The organism is Pseudomonas sp. L-22-4S-12 (assembly GCF_009799935.1).
GTDB lineage: Bacteria > Pseudomonadota > Gammaproteobacteria > Pseudomonadales > Pseudomonadaceae > Aquipseudomonas.
Genome location: NZ_WELL01000010.1, coordinates 1 through 20,548, shown reverse-complemented (window position 1 = coordinate 20,548; position 20,548 = coordinate 1). Strand labels below are relative to the sequence as shown.

The following is a 20,548-nucleotide window of genomic DNA, read 5'->3' as shown; positions in this document are numbered from 1 at the left end:
ATGTCTTTGCGTAAATTCCTCGACAAGATCGAGCACAACTTCGAGCAGGGCGGCAAGTACGAGAAGTGGTATGCGCTTTACGAAGCCATCGATACCTTCTTCTATCGTCCGGGCAGCGTGACCAAGACCACCGCCCACGTGCGTGACGGCATCGACCTCAAGCGCATGATGATCACCGTCTGGGCCTGCACCTTCCCGGCGATGTTCTTCGGCATGTGGAACATCGGCTTCCAGGCCAACAGCATCATGGCCGGCAACCCCGAGCTGCTGGCCGCCCAGGATGGCTGGCGTTTCGGCCTGATCGGCATGTTGGCCGGTTTCGATCCGAACAGTCTGTGGGACTGCTTCATCCAGGGTGCGGCGTATTTCCTGCCGGTGTACCTGGTCACCTTCATTGTCGGCGGTTTCTGGGAAGTGCTGTTCGCCTCCATTCGCCGTCATGAGGTCAACGAAGGTTTCTTTGTCACCTCGGTGCTGTTCGCCCTGACCCTGCCGCCGGATATTCCGCTGTGGCAGGTGGCCCTGGGCATCAGCTTCGGCGTGGTGATCGGCAAGGAAGTGTTTGGCGGTACCGGCAAGAACTTCCTCAATCCGGCCCTGGTCGGGCGTGCCTTCCTGTTCTTCGCCTATCCGGCGCAGATGTCCGGCGATGCGGTCTGGACGGCAGTAGACGGCTATGCCGGCGCCACCGCCCTGTCGGTTGCCGCCTCGGGGGGCATCGAGCAGGTCACCGCCAGCGGTCTGTCCTGGTGGAATGCCTTTGTCGGCTTCGAACCCGGCTCGATGGGCGAGACCAGCACCCTGGCCATCTTCATCGGGGGTGCCTTCCTGCTGCTGAGCAAGATCGCTTCCTGGCGCATCGTCAGCGGCGTGATGCTGGGCATGATCGCCATGAGCTACCTGTTCAACGCCATCGGCTCGGCCAGCAATCCGATGTTCAGCATGCCCTGGCACTGGCACCTGGTGGTCGGCGGTTTCGCCTTCGGCCTGATCTTCATGGCCACCGACCCGGTGTCGGCCTCCATGACCAATACCGGCAAGTGGCTGTTCGGTGCGCTGATCGGGGTGATGGTGGTGCTGATCCGTGTGGTCAACCCGGCCTTCCCGGAAGGCATGATGCTGGCGATCCTGTTCGCCAACCTGTGTGCGCCACTGATCGACCACTTCGTCGTACAGGCCAACATCAAGCGGAGGATTGCGCGCAATGGCTAAGCAAGAATCTACTGCGCGCACCCTGACCGTTGCGCTGCTGGTGTGCCTGGTGTGCTCGGTGTTCGTCGCCGGCGCCGCCGTGGCGCTGAAGCCGACCCAGGTGGAAAACCGCCAGCTGGACAAACAACGCAGCATCCTGGCGATTGCCGGCCTGGGTGAGAGCGGCATGTCGGCCAAGGCGATCAAGGCCTTGTACGCCGAGCGCATCAAGGCCCGTGTGGTCGACCTGCAGACCGGTGTATTCAGCGATGCCCAGGATGCGGCCAGCTTCGACCCGCTCAAGGCGGCCAAGGATCCAGCACTGTCCGATGCCCTCAAGGGTGAGCAGGACATCGCCTCGATCAAGCGTCGCGAGCGCTTTTCCACCGTTTATATGGTGGAAACCGACGGCAAGCTCGACACCCTGATCCTGCCGGTACGTGGTTACGGCCTGTGGTCGACCCTGTACGGCTTCATCGCCATCAAGGGCGACCTGAACTCCGTGGTCGGCTTCGGCTTCTACCAGCACGGCGAGACCCCGGGCCTGGGCGGCGAGGTGGACAACCCGAAGTGGAAGGCGCTCTGGGCCGGCAAGACCCTGTTCGACGAGCAGGGCCAGCTTGCCGTGGAAATCATCAAGGGCAGCGTCGATCCGCAGTCGGCCAAGGCCACGCATCAGGTCGATGGCCTGGCGGGCGCTACCCTGACCAGCAAGGGCGTGAACAACCTGCTGCACTTCTGGCTGGGTGAAAGCGGCTTCGGTCCGTTCCTGGCCAAACTGCACAAAGGGGAGGCATAAGCATGTCGCAACCCACGATCAAGAGCGTGTTGCTCGACCCGATCTTTCACAACAACCCCATTGGTCTACAGATCCTCGGCATCTGCTCGGCGCTGGCGGTCACCTCGAACCTCAAGACGGCGCTGGTGATGTCGATTGCGCTGACCCTGGTGACCGGGTTCTCCAACCTGTTCATCTCGATGATCCGCAGTCAGATTCCCAGCTCGATCCGCATGATCGTGCAGATGGTGATCATCGCCTCGTTGGTGATCGTGGTCGATCAGGTGCTCAAGGCCTATGCCTTCAGCCTGGCCAAGCAGCTGTCGGTGTTCGTCGGCCTGATCATCACCAACTGCATCGTCATGGGCCGCGCCGAGGCCTTCGCCATGCAGAACCCGCCGCTGCTGTCGTTCTTCGACGGCATCGGCAACGGCCTGGGCTACAGCGCCATGTTGATTGTCCTGGGTGTGATCCGCGAGCTGTTCGGTGCCGGCAAGCTGCTCGGCTACAGCGTGCTGCCCACCGTCAGCGACGGTGGCTGGTACCAGCCCAACGGCATGCTGCTGCTGCCGCCTTCGGCGTTCTTCCTGATCGGTCTGATCATCTGGGCGCTGCGCAGCTGGAAACCGGCGCAGAAGGAAGCGCCGGCCTTCCGCATGGCCCCGCACGTCTCGGATAAGGAGGCCTACTGATGGAGCATTACCTCAGCCTGTTCGTGAAGGCCGTGTTCATCGAGAACATGGCGCTGGCCTTCTTCCTCGGCATGTGTACCTTCATCGCCATCTCCAAGAAGGTGGAAACCGCCATCGGTCTCGGCATCGCCGTGGTGGTGGTGCAGGCCATTACGGTGCCGGCCAACAACCTGCTGTACACCTACCTGCTCAAGGAAGGCGCACTGGCCTGGGCCGGGCTGCCGGAAGTGGACCTGTCCTTCCTCGGCCTGCTCAGCTACATCGGCGTGATCGCCGCCATCGTGCAGATCCTCGAGATGCTCCTGGATAAGTACGTGCCCTCGCTGTACAACGCCCTCGGCGTGTTCCTGCCGCTGATCACGGTGAACTGCGCGATCATGGCCGGCTCGCTGTTCATGGTGGAGCGCGACTACAACCTGGCCGAGAGCGTGACCTACGGCCTCGGTTCCGGCTTCTCCTGGGCCCTGGCCATCGCCCTGCTGGCCGGCATCCGCGAGAAGCTCAAGTACAGTGATGTTCCCGAAGGCCTGCAGGGCCTGGGCATCACCTTCATCACCATCGGTCTGATGTCGTTGGGCTTCATGTCCTTCGGCGGCATTCAGCTCTAAGGAGAACCAGATGGGTTTTGAAATTTCCCTGGCCATCGGCATGTTCACCGCCATCGTCCTGGCGCTGGTGGTGATCATCCTGGCGGCCCGTGCCAAGCTGGTATCCAGCGGCGACGTGAACATCGTCATCAACGGCGAGCGCACCCTCACCGTACCGGCCGGTGGCAAGCTGTTGCAGACCCTGGCGGCGAACAACGTGTTCCTGTCCTCGGCCTGCGGCGGTGGCGGCACCTGCGCCCAGTGCAAGTGCATCGTCGAAAGCGGCGGCGGCGAAATGCTGCCGACCGAGGAATCGCACTTCACCAAGCGCGAGGCCAAGGCCGGCTGGCGCCTGTCCTGCCAGACCCCGGTCAAGCAGGACATGCATATCGAGGTGGAAGAGTCGGTGTTCGGCGTGAAGAAGTGGGAATGCACGGTGGAGTCCAACCCCAACGTGGCCACCTTCATCAAGGAGCTGACCCTGCGCCTGCCGGAAGGCGAGAGCGTGGACTTCCGTGCCGGTGGCTACGTGCAGCTGGAATGCCCGCCGCACGAGGTGCACTACAAGGACTTCGACATTCAGCCCGAGTACCGCGGCGACTGGGACAAGTTCAACCAGTGGAAGTACGTGTCCAAGGTCGACGAGACGGTGATCCGTGCCTACTCCATGGCCAACTACCCGGACGAGAAGGGCATCGTCAAATTCAACATCCGCATCGCCTCGCCGCCGCCCGGCAAGGATCATCTGCCGCCGGGCCAGATGTCGTCCTGGGTGTTCGGCCTCAAGCCGGGCGACAAGGTCACCGTATACGGGCCGTTCGGCGAGTTCTTCGCCAAGGATACCGATGCCGAGATGGTCTTCATCGGCGGCGGTGCCGGCATGGCGCCGATGCGTTCGCACATCTTCGACCAGCTCAAGCGCCTGGGCTCCAAGCGCAAGATCAGCTTCTGGTACGGCGCGCGCTCGCTGCGCGAGGCCTTCTACGTCGAGGAATACGACGCGCTTGCGGCGGAAAATCCGAACTTCCAGTGGCACCTGGCGCTGTCCGATCCGCAGCCGGAAGATAACTGGACCGGCCTCAAGGGCTTCATCCACAACGTGCTGTACGAGCAGTACCTCAAGGACCACCCGGCGCCGGAAGACTGTGAGTTCTACATGTGCGGCCCGCCCATGATGAACGCCGCGGTGATCAAGATGCTGCTGGACCTGGGGGTGGAGCGCGAGAACATCCTGCTGGACGACTTCGGTGGCTAAACCCGCGGTATGCCTGTTGCTGGCCAGCGCACTGCTGGCTGGTTGCGGCGAGAAGATCGAGGAGTTCGGCGGCCCGACCATGGGCAGCCACTACTCGCTGAAATACCTGGCGGGCGAGGGCACGCCCGAACCCGCCGCGCTCAAAGCCGAAGTCGAGGGCCTGCTGGCGCAAGTCGACCAGCAGATGTCCACCTGGCGCAGTGATTCCGACCTTTCCGAATTCAATCACCTGCCGGCCGGCAGCTGCCGCGCCATGCCAGCCCCCGTGCTGGAGCTGGTGCGCTTCGGCGAGCGGCTGGCCGCCGACAGCGACGGCGCCTTCGACCTGACCATTCAGCCGCTGCTGGAGCTGTGGGGCTTCGGCCCGCAGTCGCGCGGCGAGCGGGTGCCGACGGCCGAGGAGATCGCCATGGCGCGGGCCAATGTCGGCCATGAGCACCTGCGCATCGACGGCGAGCAGCTGTGCAAGGACGCCGCCGTGCAGCTGGATCTCAACAGCATCGCCGCCGGCGCTACGGTCGATCGCCTCGCCGCGCGCCTGGCCGAGCTGGGGGTGAAAAGCTACCTGCTGGATGTCACCGGTGAGCTCAAGGCGCTCGGGCGCAAGCCGGACGGCAGCGCCTGGCGCATCGCCATCGAGGCGCCGCGCGATGACCGCCAGGTGGCGCAGAAGGTCCTGGCGCTGGATGGCCTGGGGGTCTCCACCTCCGGCGACTACCGCAACTACTTCGAGCGTGACGGCAAGCGCTACTCGCATACCCTCGATCCGCAAGCGGGCGCACCGATCAGTCATCGCCTGGCGGCGGTGACGGTGGTCGATCCCTCGACTTTGCGCGCCGACGGGCTGTCTACTCTATTGATGGTGCTGGGGCCGGAACGCGGCTATGCCTTCGCCGAGCAGGCGCAGGTGGCTGCTTTCTTCGTCACCCGTACCGACCAGGGCTTCGCCACCCGCGCGACGCCGGCTTTCGAGCGCCGTTTCGGCGCAGGAGAAACACCATGACCTGGCTGTTGGTATTCGGACTCATGCTGTTGGTGGTATTGGGCATGGCCGTCGGTGTGATCTTCGGGCGCAAGCCGATTGCCGGCTCCTGCGGCGGCATCGCCAATCTGGGCATCGAGAAGGAATGCTCGATCTGTGGCGGCAGCCGCGAGAAGTGCGAGGAAGTGAATCGCGACCAGGATGTAGTGAAGACAAAGCTCGCCTACGACGCGACCAAGCGCTAATGTGCGGCGCGAACCGGCATGGTTAAGCTGTGCCGACGATTCTAGTGCTGTGGCCATGGGGTGCCGCAGCCCTGTCCGGGTTCCTGACGCGAAGCCCGGTGCGTGATGAGGAGTAAGCATGGCGGTCTACAACTACGACGTGGTGGTGTTGGGCTCGGGCCCGGCGGGTGAAGGCGCAGCAATGAACGCGGCCAAGGCCGGGCGCAAGGTGGCGGTGGTCGACAACCGCCCGCAGGTAGGCGGCAACTGCACCCACCTCGGCACCATCCCGTCCAAGGCCCTGCGCCACTCGGTGCGGCAGATCATGCAGTACAACACCAACCCGCTGTTCCGCCAGATCGGCGAGCCGCGCTGGTTCTCCTTCCCCGACGTACTGAAGAGCGCCGAGCGGGTGATCGCCAAGCAGGTTGCCTCGCGCACCGGCTACTACGCGCGCAACCGCATCGACGTGTTCTTCGGCACCGCCAGCTTCGCCGACGAGCAGACCGTGGAAGTGGTCTGCCCCAGCGGCGTGGTGGAAAAACTGGTGGCCAAGCAGATCGTCATCGCCACCGGCTCGCGCCCCTACCGCCCGGCCGACGTGGACTTCCACCACCCGCGCATCTACGACAGCGACACCATCCTCAGCCTGACCCACACGCCGCGCCGGATCATCATCTACGGAGCGGGGGTGATCGGCTCCGAGTACGCCTCGATCTTCAGCGGCCTCGGCGTGCTGGTCGACTTGATCGACAACCGCGACCAACTGCTCAGCTTCCTCGACGACGAGATCTCCGATGCGCTGAGCTACCACCTGCGCAACAACAACGTGCTGATCCGTCACAACGAGGAGTACGAGCGCGTCGAGGGCGTGGAGCACGGGGTGATCCTGCACCTCAAGTCCGGCAAGAAGATCAAGGCCGACGCCTTTCTCTGGTGCAACGGGCGTACCGGCAACACCGACAAGCTGGGCCTGGAAAACATCGGCATCAAGGTCAACGGCCGCGGGCAGATCGAGGTGGATCAGTCCTACCGCACCGAGATCGGCAATATCTTCGCCGCCGGCGACGTGATCGGCTGGCCGAGCCTGGCCAGCGCCGCCTATGACCAGGGTCGTTCGGCCGCCGGCAGTGCGGTGGAGAACGACACGTGGCGCTTCGTCGACGACGTGCCGACCGGCATCTACACCATTCCGGAGATCAGCTCGATCGGCAAGAACGAGAAGGAGCTGACCCAGGCCAAGATTCCCTATGAAGTGGGCAAGGCCTTCTTCAAGGGCATGGCGCGGGCGCAGATCTCCCACGAGCCGGTGGGCATGCTGAAGATCCTGTTCCACCGCGACACCCTGGAAATCCTCGGCGTGCACTGCTTCGGCTACCAGGCCTCGGAGATCGTCCACATCGGCCAGGCGATCATGAACCAGAAGGGCGAGGCGAACAGCATCAAGTACTTCGTCAACACCACCTTCAACTACCCGACCATGGCCGAGGCTTATCGGGTGGCGGCGTTCGACGGTCTCAACCGGCTTTTTTGAGCGGCTCCGACCGGTGGCCTGAGCCGGTCGGGGTGGATCCCTTCAGCGATTCCCGCGAGTGGCGCTGGCCGAACCGGGAGAGCTTCTGACCAGGCAGCACAAAAAAACCGGCCCATGGGCCGGTTTTTTATTGCTGCAGCCTGCGCTAGGGGCTTTCCGTAGGAGCGGCTTCAGCCGCGAAAGATTCCTTCGTCTCGCCGCTCGAGCGCGGCTAAAGCCGCTCCCACAGTGGAGTCAGCGCTCCAGCGTATCGACCGCCAGCCCGGGGAAGTCGGTGATGATGCTGTCCACGCCGAAATCGGCCAGGCGCCGCATCAGCGCGGCATCGTTGACCGTCCACACCGACACGTGCAGCCCGGCCTTCTGCGCCTTGGCCAGGCGTTCCGGGGTGCACAGGGTCCAGTTCAGGGCGAGCATCGAGCAGTCGTGGTGGGCGGCGACCTTCAGCGGGTCGAGCCAGTCGTACTCTGCCACCAGGCCGCGCGACAGTTCCGGGGCCAGGCGCTTGAGGGCGCGCAGCACTTCGCGCGAGCTGCTGGTCACGGTGATGCGCTCGCTGATGGCGAAGCGTTCGGCCAGGGCCTGGATCGCCAGTACGGTGCGGGCGGCGCGCACCCGCGAGGCGCTTTTCACTTCCAGCTGCCAGTGCTCGAATGGGCACTGCTCGAACAGGCTGGCAAGGGTCGGGATCGGGCAGGGCGTCTTCCAGTCGGGGCCGCCATGGCGGGCGTCGTAGCCCACCAGTTCGGCGGCCGCGTGCTCGACCACCTTGCCGCGTCGCCCGGTGGTGCGCTTGAGGGTCGTGTCATGGATCACCATCAGCTCGCCGTCACGCGACAGGTGCAGGTCCAGTTCGCAGCGGGTGACGCCGTGTTTGAGGCATAGCTGGAAGCTGGCGAGGGTGTTTTCCGGCGCTTCGCCCTTGGCGCCGCGGTGGCCGTAGATAAGGGTCACTGTTGTTCCTTGGGGGTGGGATGACGGGGCTGGTGGTGGAGCACGCTGTTGACCACGTGATCGTACTCGAAATACACGCTGAACTCGCGGTAGTCCCAGCGGGTGATCGGCGGCTGGCCGACCGCGGCGTGCTCCTCGTCGGCCAGGCCGAAGCGCTCCAGCACCGAGCGCTGCGATTCGCCGCGCTGGGGCAGGGAGAGTCCGGCCTGGCCTTGCTGGCCGAGGGGGATGTGCAGGGTTTCGCCGGCAACGGGCAGGGCCAGGGCGAGGCTCAGCAGGCCGAGCAGACGGCGCACACGTCGCCTCACCGGTGCTGCTCGCGGGCCAGGCGGCGCTGTTGCGCCTGCTTCTGCAGGATATGCCGGGCCAGCAGCTGGCGCTGGGCATCGGTCAGGGCCTCGAACTCGGTGCCGATGTCGAACTGACCATCCTCGCGTACCTGGCAGTGCATGACCCTGGCCCGCAGCAGCAGGCCGAGGGCTTGTGGCATCAGTACCATCTTCAGCGCCAGGTGGCTGCCGGGTTCGATCTCCTGCGTGTGGTTGAAGCTGATGCCGCCCTCGGACAGCGATACCTGGCGTGGCGTGCCGATATCGCGCAGCAGGTTCTGCGCCAGGGCCTGGCCGAGCAGATCGATGCGCTTGTTCATCACCTTCAGGTAGTTGGCCAGGGTGCGGTCGCGCTCGCTGATATGGCGCAGCAGATGCTGCGACTCGAAGTCCATCAGGTGCAGGTCGCTGAGCAGATTGAACAGCGGCGAGGCATCGTGCAGCGCGTCACTGGCCAGCGCTTGCGGCCCGGAAAGCAGGCTGAAATCCAGTGCGATCGTATCCTCGATACGGTAGTATTCGCGGCGATCATCAGCGTCTCGATACGACATGGCGAACCCATGGCAGCAGTGGTGGTCTGAGTGTAAAGCTGCTCGCCTAGCCCCGCCACAAGGACGTTTCTTCTTTCGCCAGCGAACCCCATACATGTTCAGACCCTTGCCGTTCTTTATCGGCTTGCGTTACACGCGGGCCAAGCGTCGTAGCCTTTTCGTCTCCTTCATCTCCCTCACCTCGATCATCGGCCTCGCCCTGGGCGTGCTGGTGATGATCGTCGTGCTGTCGGTGATGAATGGCTTCGACCGCGAGATGCGCGACCGTGTGCTGGGCATGGTGCCGCATGCCACCCTCGAGAGCAGCCAGCCGCTGCCGGACTGGCAGCGTATCGCCGCCCGGGCGAGCGAAAACCAGCAGGTCGTGGCGACCGCTCCATTCACCCAAATGCAGGGGTTGCTGACCAACAATGGTCGGGTGCAGAAGATCCTGATCAATGCCATCGACCCGGTCGAGGAGCGCAAGGTCTCGATCATCGGCAACTTTTTCCTGAGAGACCAAGGCGCGCTCGAGTCCCTGCAGCCTGGTCAGTTCGGCATCGCCATCGGCGATCTGGCGGCGAAGAAGCTCGGCCTGGCGCTCGGCGACAAGGTCACCTTCGTCGCGCCCGAGGTGGCGGTCACTCCGGCCGGGATGTTCCCGCGCATGAAGCGCTTCACCGTGGTCGGCATCTTCCATGTCGGCGCCGGCGAGATCGATGGCCATGTGGCCATGGTGCATGTGCAGGATGCGGGGCGCCTGCTGCGCATGAAGCCGGGCGAGGTGCAGGGCATCCGCCTCAAGCTGCAGGACCTGTTCGAGGCGCCGCGGGTGGCCTGGGAGTTGTCCCAGGCCCTGCGCGCCGAGGATTTCTATGCGCGCGACTGGACCTCGACCCACGGCAATCTGTACCAGGCGATCCGCATGGAGAAGGCCATGATCGGTCTGCTGCTGTTGCTGATCGTCGCGGTCGCCGCGTTCAACATCGTTTCCACCCTGGTCATGGTGGTGACCGACAAGCAGGCGGATATCGCCATCCTGCGCACCCTCGGCGCCACGCCACGGCAGATCATGCTGACCTTCATGGTGCAGGGCACCGTGATCGGCGTGGTCGGCACCCTGGTCGGCGGCGTGCTGGGCGTGCTCGCCGCGCTCAATGTCAGCGCGGCGATCAAGTGGCTGGAAGGCATGCTGGGCATCCAGTTCCTCAATGCCGAAGTGTATTTCATCGACTACCTGCCTTCGCAGGTGCAGGTCGAGGACGTGGTGCTGGTGTGCGCCGCGGCGTTGCTTCTGAGTTTCTTTGCCACCCTTTACCCGGCTCGGCGTGCGGCGCGCACCCAGCCAGCGGAGGCTTTGCGTTATGAGTGATAAGGCAGTCCTGAGTTGCCGCAACCTGGGCAAGAGCTACGAGGAAGGCCCGCAGACGGTGGAGGTCCTAGCCGGCGTGGCGCTGGAGCTGCTGCCCGGCGAGCGGGTGGCCATCGTCGGCTCCTCCGGTTCCGGCAAGAGCACCCTGCTGAACATGCTCGGCGGCCTGGATACGCCGAGCCAGGGCAGCGTCTGGCTGGCCGGCGAGGAGCTGTCCGCCCTCAACGAGACGGCCCGCGGCCTGCTGCGCAACCGGGCGCTGGGCTTCGTCTACCAGTTCCATCACCTGCTGCCGGAGTTCACCGCCCTGGAGAACGTGTGCATGCCGCTGCTGATCGGCAAGACGCCGATCGCCGAGGCCCGTCAGCGCGCCACCGCGCTGCTGGAGCGGGTCGGTCTGGGCCATCGCCTGAGCCACAAACCGGCCGAGCTGTCCGGCGGCGAGCGCCAGCGGGTGGCCATCGCCCGTGCCCTGGTCAATCGGCCGGCGCTGGTGCTGCTCGACGAGCCCACCGGCAACCTCGACCAGCACACCGCCCACGGCATCCAGGAACTGATGCGCGAGCTCAGCGTCTCGTCGCAGACCGCCTTCCTGGTGGTGACCCACGACCTGCAGCTGGCCCAGCAGATGGACCGGGTGCTGCGCCTGGAAGAAGGCCGGCTGGTGGCTGCCTAATCATGTTCCGGCCTATCGCGATCTTCATCGGCACCCGTTACACCCGCGCCAAGCGGCGCAACCACTACATCTCCTTCATTTCGCTGACCTCGATGATCGGCCTCGGTCTCGGCGTGCTGGCGATGATCGTGGTGCTCTCGGTGATGAACGGTTTCCAGAAGGAAATGAGCACGCGCATCCTCGGCATGGTGCCGCACGCCACCCTCAGCGCCGAGCAGCCGCTGGCCGACTGGCATGCCGTGGCCGAGGTCGCCAAGCGCAACCCGCAGGTCGTCGGGGCGGCGCCTTTTGCCGAGCTGGAGGGGATGTTTTCCTCCCGCGGCGTCATGCAGCCGATCCTGGTCAACGGCATCGATCCGGCCCAGGAGCAGCAGGTCTCGATCATCGGCCAGCATATGGTCCAGGGGCGGCTGGATGAGCTGCGTCCCGGCGAGTTCGGCGTGGTGATCGGCGAGACGACCGCGCGGCGTTTCCGCCTCAACGTCGGCGACAAGCTGACCCTGATCGTGCCCGAGGTGAGCAGCAGCGCGAGCGGCATCACCCCGCGCATGCAGCGCCTGAACGTGGTCGGGGTGTTCAAGGTGGGCGCCGAGCTGGATGGCAGCCTGGCGCTGATCAGCGTCGCCGATGCCTCGAGCATCCTGCGCATCGCCCCGCAGCAGGTGCAGAGCGTGCGCATCGCGCTCAAGGATCTGTATCAGGCGCCGCAGGTTTCCGCCGCCATCGCCGCCAGCCTGGGCGCGGGCTACAAGGCCAACGACTGGACCCACACCCAGGGCAGTCTGTTCAGCGCGATGAAGATGGAGAAGACCATGATCGGTCTGCTCCTGCTGCTGATCATCGCAGTCGCCGCGTTCAACATCATCGCCACCCTGGTCATGGTGGTGGCCGACAAGCGCTCCGATATCGCCATCCTGCGCACCCTCGGCGCCACGCCGGGGCAGATCATGAGCACCTTCATGGTTCAGGGCACGGTAATCGGCAGCATCGGCACCTTGGTCGGCGGCGTGCTGGGGGTGGTTGTCGCGCTCAACGTGAGCGATTGGGTAGCCTGGTTGGAGCGGGCCAGCGGGGTGCATATCCTCAGTTCGGATATCTACTACATCAACAACCTGCCATCCGACCTGCAGGCCGCCGATGTCCTGCTGATCTGTGGCGCCGCGTTGCTGATGAGTTTCCTCGCCACCCTGTACCCGGCCTGGCGCGCCTCGCGCACCCAGCCGGCGGAAGCGCTGCGCTACGACTGAGGTTGCCGAACCGAATGAAAAACGCCGCTATCGAGCGGCGTTTTTCATTTCTGCCCGGGCTGTTGCTGGCGTCGCTCCTGGCGCTTGCGCCAGTTGTGGCGCACCCACCAGCGCCAGTAGAGCATGGTCAGGTTGTAGGCCAGCACGGCCAGCCCCAGGCCGGCCACCAGCGAGCCGAGCAGGAAGGGCTGCCAGAGGGTGGCCAGTTCGCCGGTGATCCATTCCCAGGTCAGCTCGTCCGGCAGCAGCATGGGCGGTACGCCCATGATCCAGGCCCCCAGCTTGTAGGTGCAGTAGAACACCGGCGGCATGGTGATCGGATTGGTCAGCCAGACCAGCCCCACCGAGATCGGCAGGTTGCCGCGCACCGGCACCGCCAGGCTGGCAGCCAGGAGCATCTGCATGGGCAGGGGGATGAAGGCGGCAAACAGGCCCACCGCCATGGCCCGGGCGACCGAGTGGCGGTTGAGGTGCCAGAGGTTGGGGTCATGGAGCAGCTTGCCCAGAAAGCGCAGCGATTTGTTTGATCGGATGCTCTCCGGGTCGGGCATGTAGCGCTTGAATACGCGGCGCGGCATAAGACTCTCGGGTGACGGAAGCGCGGCTATTATGCACCGATTGGCGGTGACTGGCTTGTGACAGGCCGGCGACCTCGGATCGGTGGCGCACCAGGACGGTTGCGCCGGCAGGGAGAACGGGATGCGCGCAGGGATGCTGGCACTGGCCGCCGGATTGGCCAGCCTTAGCTTATTGCCGGCTTTACCGCCGGCCTGGTTGCTGTGGCTGGCACTGCCTGTGGCGCTGATGCTGTTGCCGTATCGTAGCTATCCGCTGGCACTGTTCCTGTTCGGCCTGTGCTGGGCTTGCGTGTCGGCGCAGTGGGCGCTGGGCGAGCGCCTGGCGCCCGAGCTGGATGGCCAGACCCTGTGGCTGGAGGGGCAGGTGGTCGGCCTGCCGGAGCGGCGCGAGGGCGTGGTGCGTTTCCAGCTGGCCGAGGCGCAGGCGCGGCGGGCGTCCTTGCCGGGGCTGCTGCGTCTGGCCTGGTATGACGGGCCGCTGCTGCGGGCCGGTGAGCGCTGGCGCCTGGCGGTGCGTCTCAAGCGCCCGCAGGGCCTGGTCAATCCGCAGGGCTTCGACTACGAGGCCTGGCTGCTGGCGCAGCGCATCGGCGCCGGCGGCACGGTCAAGCAGGGTGAACGCCTGCAAGCGGCGGGAGGCCTGTCGGCCTGGCGTGACGCGCTGCGCCGGCGCGTGCTCGCTGTCGATGCCTGGCAGCGTGAGGGCGCCCTGGCCGCGCTGGTGCTGGGCGACGACTCGGGTCTGAGTCCGGCGGATTGGCGGGTGTTGCAGGACACCGGCACGGTGCACCTGCTGGTGATCTCCGGGCAGCATGTCGCCTTGCTGGCGGCCTTGCTCTATGGCTTGGTCGCCGGTCTGGCGCGGCTCGGCTGGTGGCCGCAACGGTTGCCCTGGCTGCCTGCGGCCTGTGCCCTGGCATTCGTCGCAGCCCTGGCTTACGGCCTGCTGGCCGGCTTCGAGGTGCCGGTGCGGCGGGCCTGCGTGATGATCGCGGTGGTGCTGCTGTGGCGCTTGCGCTTTCGCCATCTCGGGGTGTGGACTCCGCTGCTGCTGGCCTGGATTCTGGTGCTGCTGGTCGAGCCACTGGCGGTGCTGCAGGCCGGGTTCTGGCTGTCCTTCGGCGCGGTGGCGGTGCTGGCGCTGGTCTTTGGCGGCCGCCTGGGTGGCTGGTCCTGGTGGCAGGTGTGGTGGCGGGCGCAGTGGACCCTGGCCATTGGCCTGCTGCCGCTGTTCCTCGCCTTGGGCCTGCCGCTCAGTGCCAGCGGGCCGCTGGCCAACCTGCTGGCGGTGCCTTGGGTGAGTTTTCTGGTGGTGCCGCTGGCCTTGCTGGGAACCCTGCTGTTGCCCCTGCCTGGAGTGGGTGAGGGTCTGCTGTGGCTGGCCGGTGGCCTGCTCGAGGTGCTGTTCCAGCTGCTGGATCTGCTCGCCACGGCGCTGCCGGCCTGGTTGCCCATGCACCTGCCGCTCTGGGCCTGGTTGCTGGTCAGTCTGGGCGCCTGGCTGGTTCTGCTGCCGGCCGGGCTGCCCGTGCGCGTCCTGGGACTGGTGCTGTTGCTGCCGCTGGGCTTCCCGCCGCCGCAGCTGCCGGCGCCGGGGCGTGCGCAAGTCTGGCAGTTGGACGTGGGGCAGGGCCTGGCGGTGCTGGTGCGTACTCGCCAGCATGCCTTGTTGTATGACGCCGGGCCGCGCTATGGCGACTTCGATCTGGGCGAGCGGGTGGTGCTGCCGTCGCTGCGCTACCTGGGCCTGGAGCGCCTGGACATGCTGCTGCTCAGCCATGCCGATAGCGACCATGCCGGCGGTGCCCTGGCCGTGCGCCGGCGCATGCCGGTGGCGCAGGTGCTCGGTGGCGAAGCTGCCGCGCTGCCGGCGGCACTGGGCGCCGCGCCCTGCGTGGATGGCGCGACCTGGCAGTGGGATGGGGTGCGTTTCACCACCTGGCGCTGGGCCCAGGCGGCGGAGGGCAACCAGTCCTCCTGCGTGCTCAAGGTCGAGGCCGCGGGTGAGAGCCTGCTGCTCACCGGCGATATCGATGAGGCGGCGGAACAGGCACTGCTCCGCACGGGGCACGATCTGCGGGCCGACTGGCTGCAGATTCCCCATCACGGCAGCCGCAGTTCGTCCTCGGCCGCCTTTCTCGATGCCGTTGCGCCGACGGCGGCATTGCTGTCGCGGGGGCCGCACAATCCCTTCGGTCATCCCCATGCGCAGGTCGTGGCGCGTTACCGGGCGCGTTCCATTGCGCTCCATGACAACGTCGCCAGCGGCGCCCTGCGCATCGAACTGGGCGCGCGCCAGCCGGCATTTGGCTGGCGCGAGCGCGCGGTTTTCTGGCGGGAAAAATGAGAACCGGGGAGGTCTGTTCGGCGGCGTCCCTATGCTAGAGTGGCGCCACTTTTCCGAGGGGGATGCACTACCGTGTGGGAACTGGTCAAAGCGGGCGGCTGGATGATGCTGCCGATCATTCTGTGTTCCATCGCAGCCGCCGGCATCATCGCCGAACGTCTGTGGACCCTGCGGCCCAGCCGCATCACCCCGCCCCATCTGCTGGGCCAGGTGTGGCGCTGGATCAAGGAAAAAAAGCTCAACAACGACAAACTCAAGGAACTGCGCGCCAACTCCCCGCTGGGGCAGATCCTCGCCGCCGGCCTGGCCAACTCCAAGCATGGTCGCGAGATCATGAAGGAGTGCATCGAGGAGGCCGCCGCCCGCGTCATCCATGAGCTGGAGCGCTACCTCAACGCCCTCGGCACCATCGCCGGCATTGCGCCGCTGCTCGGCCTGCTCGGCACCGTACTGGGCATGATCGACATCTTCAGTGCCTTCATTGGCAACAGTACGGCGAATGCCTCGGTGCTCGCCGGCGGTATCTCCAAGGCGCTGATCACCACCGCAGCCGGCCTGATGGTGGCGATCCCGGCGCTGTTCTTCCACCGTTTCCTGCAGCGCCGGGTCGACGAGCTGGTGGTGGGCATGGAGCAGGAAGCGATCAAGCTGGTGGAAGTGGTGCAGGGCGACCGTGATGTCGATCTGGCCGATATGCCCGCTCCCGTGGCCAAGGCGGAAACCCGCAAAGAGGGCAGGAAGGCGTGAAGTTCCGGCGCAAACCGCGGGAAAACGTCGAGATCAACCTGGCTTCGTTGATCGACGTGGTGTTCATCCTGCTGCTGTTCTTCGTGGTCACCACCACCTTCACCCGCGAGACCCAGCTCAAGGTCGATCTGCCGGAAGCGGCCAGCGGCACGCCGCCGGAAGAAACCGCGCTGAAGCAGATGGAAGTCCTGATCAGTGCCGAAGGCAGCTACTCGCTGAATGGCCAGGCCCTGCTGAAAAGCGACCTGGAAAGCCTGATGGCGGCGCTGGGCAAGGAGTCCGCGGGTGACAACAGCCTGCCGCTGGTGATCAGCGCCGATGCGCAGACGCCGCACCAGGCGGTGATCACCGCCATGGATGCCGCCGGCAAGCTGGGCTTCGCCCACCTGCGCATCACCACGGTCGAGGCCGAAGCGGCCAAGCCCTGATGGCGCTCTCCGACCGCCTGCTCGATGCCTGGTACCGCGGCCATCCGCTGCTGACCCTGCTGCGCCCGCTGGAGTGGCTGTACCGGCGGGTGGTGCGCGGCAAGCGCCAGGCGTTCGTGGCCGGGCGTGGCGAGATCTATCGCGCGCCGGTGCCGGTCATAGTCGTCGGCAATATCACCGTCGGCGGTACCGGCAAGACCCCCCTGATTCTCTGGCTGATCGAGCATTGCCGCCGCCGCGGTCTACGCGTCGGCGTGGTCAGTCGTGGCTATGGCGCGCAGCCGCCGCAGTTGCCCTGGCGGGTGCGGGCCGAGCACTCGGCCGCCGAAGCCGGCGACGAGCCACTGCTGCTGGTGCAGCGCAGCGGTGTGCCGCTGGTGATCGACCCGCAGCGCTCACGCGCCGTGCAGGCGCTGCTGGAGCAGGAAGCGCTGGACCTGATCCTCTGTGACGACGGCCTGCAGCACTACCGCCTGGCGCGTGACCTGGAACTGGTGCTGATCGATGCCGCCCGTGGCCTGGGTAATCGCCGTTGCCTGCCGGCCGGGCCGCTGCGCGAGCCGGTCGAGCGCCTGGCTGAGGTGGATGCCGTGCTGTTCAATGGCGCCAGCGCCGACACCGAGCAGGGCTATGCCTTTCGCCTGCAGCCGACCGCCCTGGTCAACCTGCGCAGCGGCGCGCGCGCCGCGCTCGATCACTTCCCGCCCGGCCAGGCGGTGCATGCGGTGGCCGGCATCGGCAATCCGCAGCGTTTCTTCAATACCCTCGAGGCGTTAAACTGGCGGCCAATCGCGCATGCCTTCGCCGACCACGCCAGTTACAGCCCGCAGCTGCTGAGCTTCAGCCCGCCACTGCCGCTGCTGATGACCGAGAAGGACGCGGTGAAATGCCGGGCCTTTGCCGCCGATGACTGGTGGTACCTGGCGGTGGATGCCGTGCCGTCTGATGCGTTCGTCGCCTGGCTGGATGGCGAGCTGAGCCGCCTGGTGCCGCTCAAGCGCTGACTCTTTCTGCTGTTTTCAATCTTTCCAAGGACATCCCCATGGATCCCAAACTGCTCGACATCCTGGCCTGCCCGGTCTGCAAGGGCCCGCTGCAACTGAGCGAAGACAAGACCGAACTGATCAGCAAGGGCGCCGGCCTGGCCTACCCGATTCGCGACGGCATCCCGGTGATGCTGGAAAGCGAAGCGCGCACCCTCAACGTCGACGAACGCCTGGACAAGTAAATGACTGCCGCCTTTATCGTTGTCATCCCCGCGCGCTTTTCCTCCAGCCGCCTGCCGGGCAAGCCGCTGCAGGACATTGCCGGCAAGCCGATGGTCCAGCATGTCTGGGAGCAGGCGAAGAAGAGCAGTGCGGTGCGGGTGGTAGTGGCCACCGACGATGCGCGCATCTTCGAGGTGTGCCAGGGCTTCGGCGCCGAGGTGCTGATGACCGATGCCGCGCACAACTCCGGCACCGACCGCCTGGCCGAAGTGGCGACCCAGCTGGGTCTGGCCAGCGACGCCATCGTGGTCAACGTGCAGGGCGACGAGCCGCTGATCCCGCCGAGCATCATCGATCAGGTGGCCGCCAACCTGGCCGCCAACCCGCAGGCGGGCATCGCCACCCTGGCCGAGCCGATTGAGGATGTGCAGGCGCTGTTCAATCCCAACGTGGTCAAGGTGGTCAGCGACAAGAGCGGCCTGGCCCTGACCTTCAGCCGTGCGCCGCTGGCCTGGGCCCGCGATGCCTTCGCCAAGAACCGCGACGAGCTGCCGGCTGGCGTGCCCTATCGCCGCCATATCGGCATCTACGCCTACCGCGCCGGCTTCCTGCATGACTTCGTGGCCTGGGGCCCGTGCTGGCTGGAAGACACCGAGTGCCTGGAGCAGCTGCGCGCCTTGTGGCATGGCGTGCGTATTCATGTTGCCGATGCCCTGGAAGCACCGCCGGCCGGGGTCGATACCCCGGAAGACCTGGAGCGGGTACGCCGTCTGCTGGGGGCCTGATGAAGGTTCTGTTCGTCTGCCTGGGCAATATCTGTCGCTCACCGACCGCCGAAGGCGTGCTGCGTCAACGCCTGCAGGCGGCCGGCCTGGCCGAGCGGGTTCAGGTGGACTCCGCCGGCACCGGTGACTGGCATGTCGGCAAGGCGCCGGACCAGCGCACCCGCCTGGCCGCTCAGCGCCGTGGTTATGACCTGGCACCGCTGCGCGCCCGCCAGGTGGCAGTCGAGGATTTCCAGCGCTTCGACCTGATCCTGGCGATGGACCACAACAACCTCAAGCATCTGCAGGCGCTGCGCCCAGGGGCTGCGTCGGCTGAGCTGGACCTGTTCCTGCGCCGCTACCAGCTGGCCCTGGATGAAGTGCCGGACCCTTATTATGGGGGTGACGACGGCTTCGAACAGGTACTCGACCTGATCGAGCAGGCCAGCGATGCCCTGCTCGATGAAATCAGGGGGCGGTTGTGAGCCTGCCGTTGCACGAAAATCTCTCGCTCAAGCCCTTCAACACCTTCGGTGTCGATGTGCCGGCGCGCCTGTTCGCCGAGGCCAGCAATGACCAGCAGGTGCGCGAGGCGCTGGCCCTGGCCGCGCAACGCGAGCTGCCGCTGCTGGTGATCGGCGGCGGCAGCAACCTGCTGCTGACCGGCGTTGTCGAGGCCCTGGTGCTGCGCATGGCCAGTCGCGGCCTGCGCATCCTCAGCGATGACGGCGAGCGTGTGGTGGTTGAGGCCGAGGCCGGTGAGCCCTGGCATCCCTTCGTGCAGTGGAGCCTGGCGCAGGGCCTGGCCGGCCTGGAAAACCTCAGCCTGATCCCCGGTACGGTCGGTGCGGCGCCGATGCAGAACATCGGCGCCTACGGCGTGGAGATCAAGGATGTGTTCGCCGGCCTCACCGCCCTGGATCGCCAGACTGGCGAGCTGCGCGAATTTGCTCTGGACGAGTGTGCCTTCGCCTACCGCGACAGCCTGTTCAAGCAGCAGCCGGGGCGCTGGCTGATCCTGCGGGTGCGTTTCGCCCTCAGCCGCAAGACTGCGCTGCACCTGGATTACGGCCCGGTGCGCCAGCGCCTGCAGGCCGAAGGCATCGAGCAGCCCACGGCCAGCGATGTCAGCCGTGCAATCTGCTCCATTCGCAGTGAAAAACTGCCGGACCCGGCGCTGCTGGGCAATGCCGGCAGCTTCTTCAAGAACCCGCTGGTGCCGGCCGAACTGGCCGAGCGCATCCGTACCGAGCAGCCCGATCTGGTCAGCTACCCGGCGGCGGATGGCCAGGTCAAATTGGCGGCCGGCTGGCTGATCGAGCGGGCAGGCTGGAAGGGCTTCCGTGACGGTGATGCTGGCGTGCATCGCCTGCAGGCGCTGGTGCTGGTCAATTACGGCGCGGCCACGGGAGCGCAGTTGCTGGCCCTGGCGCAGCGTATTCAGGCGGATATCCGGGCGCGTTTTGGCGTAGAGCTGGAAATCGAGCCGAACATTCTTTGAATTAGGCCTGCATCTGTCGGAGCTGATTCAATCGCGAATTGCGCGAAAAAATTCACTCCGACGACATCACTCACTTTATTCCTGACATAAAAAAGCCCCGCACCAGGCGGGGCTTTTTCATTGCAGCTAACGCTTAGACCTGAACAGCAGGGATCTTGGCGTTGGCAGCGGCTTCGCGGAACTCGGCGATCTGGTCGAAGTTCAGGTAGCGGTAAACGTCGGCAGCCATGCTGTCGATGTCTTTTGCATACTGCATGTACTCTTCGACGGTCGGCAGCTTGCCGATGATCGAAGCGACCGCAGCCAGTTCGGCAGAGGCCAGGTACACGTTGGTCGCGTCGCCCAGGCGGTTCGGGAAGTTACGGGTCGAGGTGGAGACCACGGTCGAACCGGTCTGTACGCGTGCCTGGTTACCCATGCACAGCGAGCAGCCCGGCATTTCCATGCGCGCGCCAGCCTTGCCGTAGATGCCGTAGTAGCCTTCTTCGGTCAGCTGATGGGCGTCCATCTTGGTCGGCGGAGCCAGCCACAGACGGGTCGGAATGCCACCCTTGACCTTGTCCAGCAGTTTGCCGGCGGCGCGGAAGTGACCGATGTTGGTCATGCACGAACCGATGAACACTT

The 20,548-nt window shown here is 65.7% G+C and carries 24 protein-coding genes; 19 read left to right on the top strand and 5 right to left on the bottom strand.

Going from position 1 to position 20,548, the window contains the following annotated elements; all coding sequences use genetic code 11:
* From F3I16_RS18915 to sthA, 8 genes are all read left to right on the top strand, one after another.
* The gene (locus F3I16_RS18915; protein WP_160495084.1) at window positions 1-1,212 is read left to right on the top strand and encodes an NADH:ubiquinone reductase (Na(+)-transporting) subunit B; all 1,212 of its coding nucleotides are present in this window, start codon (window positions 1-3) and stop codon (window positions 1,210-1,212) included.
* Entirely contained in the window at window positions 1,205-1,990 is a 786-nt protein-coding gene (locus F3I16_RS18910; RefSeq protein WP_160495083.1) for a Na(+)-translocating NADH-quinone reductase subunit C, read from the top strand. The genes F3I16_RS18915 and F3I16_RS18910 overlap by 8 nt, the downstream gene beginning before the upstream one ends.
* The gene (locus tag F3I16_RS18905; protein ID WP_178116693.1) at window positions 1,987-2,661 is read left to right on the top strand and encodes an NADH:ubiquinone reductase (Na(+)-transporting) subunit D; all 675 of its coding nucleotides are present in this window, start codon (window positions 1,987-1,989) and stop codon (window positions 2,659-2,661) included. The genes F3I16_RS18910 and F3I16_RS18905 overlap by 4 nt, the downstream gene beginning before the upstream one ends.
* Complete coding sequence (gene nqrE, locus F3I16_RS18900; protein WP_160079560.1) at window positions 2,661-3,269, top strand: NADH:ubiquinone reductase (Na(+)-transporting) subunit E; 609 nt, start codon at window positions 2,661-2,663, stop codon at window positions 3,267-3,269. Before F3I16_RS18905 ends, nqrE begins: the two co-directional genes overlap by 1 nt.
* A gap of 10 nt (window positions 3,270-3,279) precedes the next feature.
* The gene (gene nqrF, locus F3I16_RS18895) at window positions 3,280-4,503 is read left to right on the top strand and encodes an NADH:ubiquinone reductase (Na(+)-transporting) subunit F (protein WP_160495081.1); all 1,224 of its coding nucleotides are present in this window, start codon (window positions 3,280-3,282) and stop codon (window positions 4,501-4,503) included.
* Window positions 4,496-5,506 (top strand): FAD:protein FMN transferase, encoded by a 1,011-nt coding sequence (locus F3I16_RS18890; RefSeq protein WP_372239661.1) that lies wholly within the window; start codon window positions 4,496-4,498, stop codon window positions 5,504-5,506. Before nqrF ends, F3I16_RS18890 begins: the two co-directional genes overlap by 8 nt.
* Entirely contained in the window at window positions 5,503-5,730 is a 228-nt protein-coding gene (gene nqrM / locus F3I16_RS18885; protein WP_160495080.1) for a (Na+)-NQR maturation NqrM, read from the top strand. The genes F3I16_RS18890 and nqrM overlap by 4 nt, the downstream gene beginning before the upstream one ends.
* A gap of 118 nt (window positions 5,731-5,848) precedes the next feature.
* Entirely contained in the window at window positions 5,849-7,243 is a 1,395-nt protein-coding gene (sthA, locus tag F3I16_RS18880; RefSeq protein WP_160079564.1) for a Si-specific NAD(P)(+) transhydrogenase, read from the top strand.
* Between the two features lie 234 nt (window positions 7,244-7,477).
* Here the strand turns inward: sthA and F3I16_RS18875 are convergent, their stop codons facing one another.
* Genes F3I16_RS18875 through F3I16_RS18865 form a run of 3 tightly spaced genes read right to left on the bottom strand, consistent with a single transcriptional unit; the run spans window position 7,478 to window position 9,077 of the window.
* Window positions 7,478-8,197, bottom strand: coding sequence for a glycerophosphodiester phosphodiesterase (locus F3I16_RS18875; protein ID WP_160495079.1), 720 nt, complete (start codon window positions 8,195-8,197; stop codon window positions 7,478-7,480).
* Window positions 8,194-8,493 (bottom strand): phosphodiesterase, encoded by a 300-nt coding sequence (locus F3I16_RS18870; RefSeq protein ID WP_160495078.1) that lies wholly within the window; start codon window positions 8,491-8,493, stop codon window positions 8,194-8,196. The genes F3I16_RS18875 and F3I16_RS18870 overlap by 4 nt, the downstream gene beginning before the upstream one ends.
* 8 nt (window positions 8,494-8,501) lie before the next feature.
* Entirely contained in the window at window positions 8,502-9,077 is a 576-nt protein-coding gene (locus F3I16_RS18865; protein ID WP_160495077.1) for a PilZ domain-containing protein, read from the bottom strand.
* A gap of 94 nt (window positions 9,078-9,171) precedes the next feature.
* Between F3I16_RS18865 and F3I16_RS18860 the strand changes: the two genes are divergently transcribed.
* From F3I16_RS18860 to F3I16_RS18850, 3 genes are read left to right on the top strand one after another with little or no spacing between them, the layout of a single operon-like run.
* The gene (locus tag F3I16_RS18860) at window positions 9,172-10,428 is read left to right on the top strand and encodes a lipoprotein-releasing ABC transporter permease subunit (protein WP_160495076.1); all 1,257 of its coding nucleotides are present in this window, start codon (window positions 9,172-9,174) and stop codon (window positions 10,426-10,428) included.
* Window positions 10,421-11,104, top strand: a complete 684-nt coding sequence (lolD, locus tag F3I16_RS18855; protein ID WP_160490901.1) for a lipoprotein-releasing ABC transporter ATP-binding protein LolD — start codon at window positions 10,421-10,423, stop codon at window positions 11,102-11,104. The genes F3I16_RS18860 and lolD overlap by 8 nt, the downstream gene beginning before the upstream one ends.
* A gap of 2 nt (window positions 11,105-11,106) precedes the next feature.
* The gene (locus F3I16_RS18850; RefSeq protein WP_160495075.1) at window positions 11,107-12,351 is read left to right on the top strand and encodes a lipoprotein-releasing ABC transporter permease subunit; all 1,245 of its coding nucleotides are present in this window, start codon (window positions 11,107-11,109) and stop codon (window positions 12,349-12,351) included.
* Between the two features lie 44 nt (window positions 12,352-12,395).
* Here the strand turns inward: F3I16_RS18850 and F3I16_RS18845 are convergent, their stop codons facing one another.
* Window positions 12,396-12,929, bottom strand: a complete 534-nt coding sequence (locus F3I16_RS18845; RefSeq protein ID WP_160495074.1) for a DUF2062 domain-containing protein — start codon at window positions 12,927-12,929, stop codon at window positions 12,396-12,398.
* 121 nt (window positions 12,930-13,050) lie between these two features.
* On the opposite strand from F3I16_RS18845, the gene F3I16_RS18840 reads away from it, so the two are divergent.
* The 8 genes from F3I16_RS18840 (at window position 13,051) to murB (ending at window position 19,924) form a co-directional block, all read left to right on the top strand.
* Complete coding sequence (locus F3I16_RS18840) at window positions 13,051-15,276, top strand: DNA internalization-related competence protein ComEC/Rec2 (protein WP_178116690.1); 2,226 nt, start codon at window positions 13,051-13,053, stop codon at window positions 15,274-15,276.
* 72 nt (window positions 15,277-15,348) lie between these two features.
* Entirely contained in the window at window positions 15,349-16,023 is a 675-nt protein-coding gene (locus F3I16_RS18835; RefSeq protein ID WP_160495073.1) for a MotA/TolQ/ExbB proton channel family protein, read from the top strand.
* Window positions 16,020-16,451: a biopolymer transporter ExbD gene (locus tag F3I16_RS18830; RefSeq protein WP_160495072.1), complete on the top strand. Its 432-nt coding sequence runs from the start codon at window positions 16,020-16,022 to the stop codon at window positions 16,449-16,451. The genes F3I16_RS18835 and F3I16_RS18830 overlap by 4 nt, the downstream gene beginning before the upstream one ends.
* Window positions 16,451-17,455 (top strand): tetraacyldisaccharide 4'-kinase, encoded by a 1,005-nt coding sequence (lpxK, locus tag F3I16_RS18825; RefSeq protein WP_160495071.1) that lies wholly within the window; start codon window positions 16,451-16,453, stop codon window positions 17,453-17,455. Before F3I16_RS18830 ends, lpxK begins: the two co-directional genes overlap by 1 nt.
* Before the next feature lie 38 nt (window positions 17,456-17,493).
* Window positions 17,494-17,679: a Trm112 family protein gene (locus F3I16_RS18820; RefSeq protein ID WP_160079593.1), complete on the top strand. Its 186-nt coding sequence runs from the start codon at window positions 17,494-17,496 to the stop codon at window positions 17,677-17,679.
* The gene (gene kdsB / locus F3I16_RS18815; RefSeq protein ID WP_160495070.1) at window positions 17,680-18,444 is read left to right on the top strand and encodes a 3-deoxy-manno-octulosonate cytidylyltransferase; all 765 of its coding nucleotides are present in this window, start codon (window positions 17,680-17,682) and stop codon (window positions 18,442-18,444) included.
* A complete protein-coding gene (locus F3I16_RS18810; protein ID WP_160495069.1) occupies window positions 18,444-18,908 on the top strand; it encodes a low molecular weight protein-tyrosine-phosphatase in 465 nt (154 codons plus the stop codon). Before kdsB ends, F3I16_RS18810 begins: the two co-directional genes overlap by 1 nt.
* Window positions 18,905-19,924 carry a UDP-N-acetylmuramate dehydrogenase gene (murB, locus tag F3I16_RS18805; RefSeq protein WP_160495068.1) on the top strand — a complete coding sequence of 340 codons (1,020 nt, stop codon included), beginning with the start codon at window positions 18,905-18,907 and terminating at the stop codon, window positions 19,922-19,924. Before F3I16_RS18810 ends, murB begins: the two co-directional genes overlap by 4 nt.
* 133 nt (window positions 19,925-20,057) lie before the next feature.
* On the opposite strand, the gene F3I16_RS18800 is transcribed toward murB, so the two are convergent.
* Window positions 20,058-20,548, bottom strand: a 491-nt coding sequence (locus F3I16_RS18800; protein ID WP_256670234.1) for an aconitase family protein, incomplete at its 5' end; no start/stop codon positions are given.

Coding starts and splice junctions, on each gene's coding strand:
- F3I16_RS18915 (WP_160495084.1), top strand. CDS start 1: ATGTCTTTGCGTAAATTCCTCGACAAGATCGAGCACAACTTCGAGCAG.
- F3I16_RS18910 (WP_160495083.1), top strand. CDS start 1,205: ATGGCTAAGCAAGAATCTACTGCGCGCACCCTGACCGTTGCGCTGCTG.
- nqrE (WP_160079560.1), top strand. CDS start 2,661: ATGGAGCATTACCTCAGCCTGTTCGTGAAGGCCGTGTTCATCGAGAAC.
- nqrF (WP_160495081.1), top strand. CDS start 3,280: ATGGGTTTTGAAATTTCCCTGGCCATCGGCATGTTCACCGCCATCGTC.
- nqrM (WP_160495080.1), top strand. CDS start 5,503: ATGACCTGGCTGTTGGTATTCGGACTCATGCTGTTGGTGGTATTGGGC.
- sthA (WP_160079564.1), top strand. CDS start 5,849: ATGGCGGTCTACAACTACGACGTGGTGGTGTTGGGCTCGGGCCCGGCG.
- F3I16_RS18865 (WP_160495077.1), bottom strand. CDS start 9,077: ATGTCGTATCGAGACGCTGATGATCGCCGCGAATACTACCGTATCGAG.
- F3I16_RS18860 (WP_160495076.1), top strand. CDS start 9,172: ATGTTCAGACCCTTGCCGTTCTTTATCGGCTTGCGTTACACGCGGGCC.
- lolD (WP_160490901.1), top strand. CDS start 10,421: ATGAGTGATAAGGCAGTCCTGAGTTGCCGCAACCTGGGCAAGAGCTAC.
- F3I16_RS18850 (WP_160495075.1), top strand. CDS start 11,107: ATGTTCCGGCCTATCGCGATCTTCATCGGCACCCGTTACACCCGCGCC.
- F3I16_RS18845 (WP_160495074.1), bottom strand. CDS start 12,929: ATGCCGCGCCGCGTATTCAAGCGCTACATGCCCGACCCGGAGAGCATC.
- F3I16_RS18840 (WP_178116690.1), top strand. CDS start 13,051: ATGCGCGCAGGGATGCTGGCACTGGCCGCCGGATTGGCCAGCCTTAGC.
- lpxK (WP_160495071.1), top strand. CDS start 16,451: ATGGCGCTCTCCGACCGCCTGCTCGATGCCTGGTACCGCGGCCATCCG.
- F3I16_RS18820 (WP_160079593.1), top strand. CDS start 17,494: ATGGATCCCAAACTGCTCGACATCCTGGCCTGCCCGGTCTGCAAGGGC.
- kdsB (WP_160495070.1), top strand. CDS start 17,680: ATGACTGCCGCCTTTATCGTTGTCATCCCCGCGCGCTTTTCCTCCAGC.
- F3I16_RS18810 (WP_160495069.1), top strand. CDS start 18,444: ATGAAGGTTCTGTTCGTCTGCCTGGGCAATATCTGTCGCTCACCGACC.